Source organism: Actinophytocola xanthii, from assembly GCF_001921205.1.
In the GTDB taxonomy this organism is placed as follows: Bacteria; Actinomycetota; Actinomycetes; order Mycobacteriales; family Pseudonocardiaceae; genus Actinophytocola; species Actinophytocola xanthii.
Window position 1 is genome coordinate 1 of the sequence record NZ_MSIE01000148.1, and the last position, 5,276, is coordinate 5,276.

Annotated in this window: 5 protein-coding genes; 4 read left to right on the top strand and 1 reads right to left on the bottom strand. The window is 71.6% G+C overall.

Annotated elements, in window-relative coordinates; translation table 11 throughout:
• A partial coding sequence (locus BU204_RS37420) for a GH25 family lysozyme (protein ID WP_408608084.1) occupies nucleotides 1-642 on the bottom strand: 642 nt, incomplete at its 3' end.
• Between the two features lie 227 nt (nucleotides 643-869).
• Between BU204_RS37420 and BU204_RS37425 the strand changes: the two genes are divergently transcribed.
• The 4 genes from BU204_RS37425 to BU204_RS39800 form a co-directional block, all read left to right on the top strand.
• Nucleotides 870-2,897: a putative bifunctional diguanylate cyclase/phosphodiesterase gene (locus BU204_RS37425; protein WP_233160691.1), complete on the top strand. Its 2,028-nt coding sequence runs from the start codon at nucleotides 870-872 to the stop codon at nucleotides 2,895-2,897.
• 42 nt (nucleotides 2,898-2,939) lie between these two features.
• On the top strand, nucleotides 2,940-3,566 hold the full coding sequence (locus tag BU204_RS37430; RefSeq protein WP_075128770.1) for a DUF3558 domain-containing protein: 627 nt from the start codon (nucleotides 2,940-2,942) through the stop codon (nucleotides 3,564-3,566).
• A 142-nt stretch (nucleotides 3,567-3,708) separates the two neighbouring features.
• Entirely contained in the window at nucleotides 3,709-4,092 is a 384-nt protein-coding gene (locus tag BU204_RS37435) for a hypothetical protein (protein ID WP_143229802.1), read from the top strand.
• A 14-nt stretch (nucleotides 4,093-4,106) separates the two neighbouring features.
• The coding region (locus BU204_RS39800; RefSeq protein WP_143229801.1) for a PPE domain-containing protein at nucleotides 4,107-5,276 on the top strand (1,170 nt) is incomplete at its 3' end.

Consider the following 5,276-nt stretch of genomic DNA (forward strand, 5'->3'; position numbering starts at 1 on the left):
AAAAAAGTAGGTGTCGCTGAAGTCCCTGATCCAGTTGGTCATGGCCGCCTTGGACAGCCCGTAGCAGGTCGCGCCGTAGGGGTTGTACTCCATGTCCAGCGCCCCGGGCAGCGTCCTGCCGTCACCCGACCAGCCACCGCCGTTGTTGGAGAAGTAGTTCGCCTGCGCGGCGCCGCTCGAGCGGTCGGGCAGCGCGAAGTGGTACGCGCCCCGGATGAAGCCCTGGTTGTAGGAGCCGTTGTACTGCTGGGCGAAGTACGGGTTCTCGTACCCGGTGCCCTCGGTCGCCTTGGCCCAGACGAAGCGCTTGCCCGCGTTCCACTGCGCCGGCCAGTCGACGTTGCCCTGCCAGCCGCTGACGTCGATGCCCTCGACCGAGGCCAGCACGCCGTGGTCGCGGGGGTCGACGCTGCGCGGCATCTGGGCGGTTCCCTCGTGCTTGCGGATCTGCGAGCCCATGGGGTGGTCGTACTTCGCCACCAGCGCGTCGATGGCCGCCTGGTCGCCGGCAGGGGTGGCGTCCTGGTCGGCCAGCGCCGGGCTGGCGAGTGCTACGGCGGTGGTCATCGCGGTTACCACCACGATCATCGCGGTCGCCGCGGCGATTGGTCCGCGGCGTTTGCCGCGGAGAATGCGGTTCATGTGATCGCCTTTCCATTGCCCTCGCGGTGACAGCTTCGGGGAGCCCGGAGTTGCCAAGGTACCGATTGTGGGCGCGTTCTACCGTTTTGTCACCCTTCCCGGTTAATTAGTAACAACAAGTTGGACAACCCCTCGCCTGCCTGCTGGGATAACGGCCAGAATGTGGACATGGACGGACCGTGAAGGTGGGCTTATCCTCGGAGAACTCGAAGCCGAAAGGTGTGCCCGTGGCAGGCGCGACAGGGTCTCGCCGCGATGTGCTCGCGGTGTCGTGGGCCCACGCGCTCGGAAGCGGAGTCGCACCGACGGAGGTGGCGGCATTCCGCGAGCGTGCCGGTGAATTCCTTGACGTCGTGCTGACCGCCGCGACCGCGGAGCCGTTTTCGATCATTCCCGTCGAGCGGGGCGCCGCGGAGCTCGTCGACGCCGGTCTCGGCACGCCCGACGTGCTCGCCGCCACGATCCGGTTCCTCGCCGACGCGCTGCCCGGGTCGCCCCGGCTGGCCGACGTGCAGGCCGCGCTCGCCCGCGGGTTCGTCCGGGCCGTCCAGGGGGATGAGCAGGGCGGCGACGCGGTCGAGTCGGACCGGCGGAGCGAGGCGCGGTTCAACGCCGTGTTCTCGGCAGCCGCGATCGGCATCGGCATCACCGACACCTCCGGCCGCCTGGTCGAGGTCAACGCCGCCTTCGCGGCCATGCTCGGCCTCGCACCGGACCGGGTGCGCGGCCGCAACGTGGCCGAGTTCCTGCACGAGGACGACCCGCCGGAGCTGCGCCGCTACTTCAACGAGATGGTGGCCGGCCGGCGCGACCACTACCGGATCGAGCGGCGGTTCCGCCGGCGGGACGGCTCGGCGTTGTGGGCGAGCGTCACCGTCTCGCTCGTGCGCGACGAGGGCGGCGAACCGCAGCTGCTGGTCGGCATGGTCGAGGACAACACCGAGCGGCACGTGCTGTCCGAGCGCCTGCGCCACCAGGCCAACCACGACCCGCTGACCCGGTTGGGCAACCGGGCACTGTTCACCGAACGACTGGAGGCGGCGTTCGGGCGGACGGCCCAGCGGATCGGGCTGTGCTACGTCGACCTCGACGGCTTCAAGGCCATCAACGACACGCTCGGCCACGTGATCGGCGACCAGCTGCTGATCGAGATCGCCGACCGGCTCTACGGTCTGGTCACCGCGCCCAACCGGCTGCTGGCCCGGGTCGGCGGCGACGAGTTCGCCCTGCTCGTCGAGCAGACCGACGGGGTGTCGGAGCTGGTCGCGCTCGCCGAGCGGGTGCTCGCGGCGGTGGCGGAGCCGGTCCGGGTCGGCGGGCACCGGCTCGCCGTCTCGGCCAGTGTCGGCATCGTCGAGCGCGCCGTGTCGACGTCCACCCCGGCGGACACCATGCGCGACGCGGACGTGACCCTGCACTGGGCGAAGGCCGACGGGAAGAACCGCTGGGCCTGTTACGACGCGGAGCGCAACGCTCGGGAGGTCGCCAGGATCGCGCTCTCCGCGGCGATGCCGGCCGCGCTCGAGCGCGACGAGTTCTATGTGGAGTACCAGCCCATCGTGCGACTACCCGAGGGCACGCTGACCGGGGTCGAGGCTCTGGTGCGGTGGGCCCACCCGGAGTTCGGCCGCCTCGGCCCGGACCGGTTCATCGGGCTCGCCGAGGAGACCGGCCTGATCGTCCAGCTCGGACGGTCCGTCCTGGCCAAGGCGTGTGCCCAGGCCGCGGAGTGGGCCGCGCTCGGTGGGGTCGCGCCGGTGGTCAGCGTGAACCTGGCCGCGCGCCAGGTCGAGGAGCCGGGCCTGGTCGAGGACATCGCCCGGATCCTGCGCGAGGCGGGCCTGCCGCCGACGAGCCTGCAGCTGGAACTCACCGAGAGTGCGATCATGGGCACGACCGGTGAACCGCTCGACGCGCTACGCGAGCTCGTCGACCTCGGCGTGTGCGTGGCGATCGACGACTTCGGCACGGGCTACTCGAACCTCGCCTACCTCCGACACCTGCCCGTGCACGCCCTGAAGATCGCGGGGTCCTTCGTGGTGGGGCTGCGGGCCGACGAGCCGGACTCGGTCGACGCCCAGATCGTGCGTGCCCTCGTCTCGCTGGCCCACACGCTCGGGCTCGGTGTCATCGCCGAGGGAGTGGAGACCCGCGACCAGGCGGAGCGCCTGAGCGACATCGGCTGCGACAGCGCGCAGGGCTGGCTCTACGCCAAGCCGGGCCCGCCGGAGGAGATCGTGCGGTGGCTGGTCTGAGCGCTGCCCGGCAACGTGCCCCGGCGGCTAGGGTGGGCGGGCATGGGGATCCACAAGCTGCGGCGGGCGCTGGCCGGCGCCTGTCTGCTCGTGCTCGTGGGGTGCTCGAGTCCCGCTCCTGGCTTTCCGGTCGCGGCTGAGACGTCCGTCACATCCGAGGTGAGCACCTCGTCCCCGGCCCCCTCGACCGGCGCACCGTCCACAACGCGACCGTCGGTCCAGCGGCCCGCCCCGATCAACCTCTCCCAGGTGGACATCTGCCAGGTGGTCGCCGCGCTACCCCGCCGGAAGTTCGGGCTCGACGACGACCGGCCGCCGTTGGGCGGACGGTCCCTGTTGTTCCCCGGCTCGCTCGACTGCTCGGCCAGCGGGATCGACACCAACGCCTCGATGCTGGCCGTCGCGGTCACCAACCGGGACGCGCCGTCCTATGTCGACTCCGCCAACGTCACGGCGAAGACCGACGGGGTGGCCGCCGGCTACCCGATGACCGTGCTCACCCCGCGCAACCCGGACACGTGCATCGCCGTGGTGGACGTCCACGACGGCCAGATGCTGTATGTCTCCTACGGCACGCCGAAGAGCGGGACCCGCCCCGTCCAGCCGCAGCCACAGTTGTGCGGCACGGTCGCCGAGATCGCGACAGCGGCCGTCGGCCTGATGCGCTGACCGGGTAGGACCGACCCGGAAGGAACCGGACCGGGAGTGTGGGACGTCTCAGGCGTAGAAACGGTTGCTTCTGGGAACCACTCCCCGGCAGCGCGCATCGGAGATACAGTCGTCCGCGTTACACCAACGGAGGAGACGAGCCGTGTTCGTTACAGACGGTGGCGGGGGTGCCGCCCCTGCCGTCCCAGCCGGACCGACCTATACCGGGACGCAGCGGTTGCGCATCGAGCCGTCCGCCATACCGCAGGCTCTGGCCGCGTTCCGGGACGCTCACGACCGGGTCAACGCGAAGGTGCGGGAGCTGGCCGGCCTCCCCGTCGAGGAGTGGGCGGGCGATCCGGTCAGCGGTGAGACCGCGACCACGTTCGGCGAGCGCACCAACGGCGGCGGCGCCGATTCGGCGTACCAGTGCCTGGTGGGGTACCAGGAGCAGTTGGCCAACGCGATCGAGTCGCTCGAGCTCTCCCAGCAGCAGTATCTGGCGACGGAGGGGACCAACACCGCCCGCTGGGGTAAGTACAACTAGAGGGATTGATCTCCATGGGTTACCGATGGCGGGGCTTCGAGCACCCTGAGCTCTACAAGATGATCAACAGCGGCCCTGGTGCGGCCGCCTCCGAACCGCAGACGGCGTACTGGCAGAGCCTCACCGCGGAGCTCACCCAGATCGACGCCGACCTCAACAAGCGCCTCTCCGAGACCGGCGCCACCTGGGAGGGCGAGGCCGCCGACCGGGCGCGTACCGGCCTGACCCCGCTCGCCGAGTGGGCGGCCGACGCCGAGTCGGCGAGCAGCGTCATGCGCACCTCCAGCGAGCTGCAGGCCGACTACGTCTCCGACGCGCGGGCCAGGATGCCCGAACCAGTGCCGGTGACCACGCCCGCTCCCTCGGCCTGGGCGGTCGCCACCGCCGGCGCCGCGGCACTGACCGGCAACGCGGGTCCGGCCGTCGCCGTCGCCGCACAGGCCGCGGACCACGAGGCGCAGGAGGCCGCGCAGAACGAGGCCGAGCAGCGCGCCGTGCAGACCATGCAGACCTACGAGTCGAGCAGCACCTGGAATCGGGACACGCTCGGCACGTTCGTGGCACCGCCCGACGTCGTGGTCTCCGCGCCGCCGCCCCAGGGCGGCACCCTGTCCTACGTGCCCAGCGGTGGCGCCGAGGCGGACACGGCCGCCTCGGGCAGCCAGCAGGGGACCACCGCGAACGGCTTCGCCCCGTCGAACGGTGGCAAGGTCAGCACCTCACCGCCGCCCGCGCACGCCCCGCAGGTCCCCACCGGCAGCGTCGGTGGCGCCGGTGGCGGTGGCGGTGGTGGCGGTGGAGGCGGCGGCGGTGGCACGGTCGTGCCCACGGTCGGTGGCGGTGGCACGGTCGGGCCCTCGCAGAACACGACGCCGTCCAACTCGTTCCCGCCGGGCAAGCCGCCGACGATCGGCAACCCGAACCCGGGCAACCCCCCGTACAACGGCCCCGGCAACCCGCCGTTCAACGGCCCGGGGAACCCGCCCTACAACGGGCCGGGCAACCCGCCGTTCAACCAGAACCTCAACCTGTTGTCGCCGTACAACCCGACGGGCAACCCGCTCGTCCAGCCGCACGTTCCCGGCAACGCCGGCGACGTCGCCCGCGGCGCCCAGCCGCTGCGCGGCGGGCTGCCGGGCGGCGGGCTCGGCCCCGGCGGCCTCGGCGCACCCGACCCGGAAGGC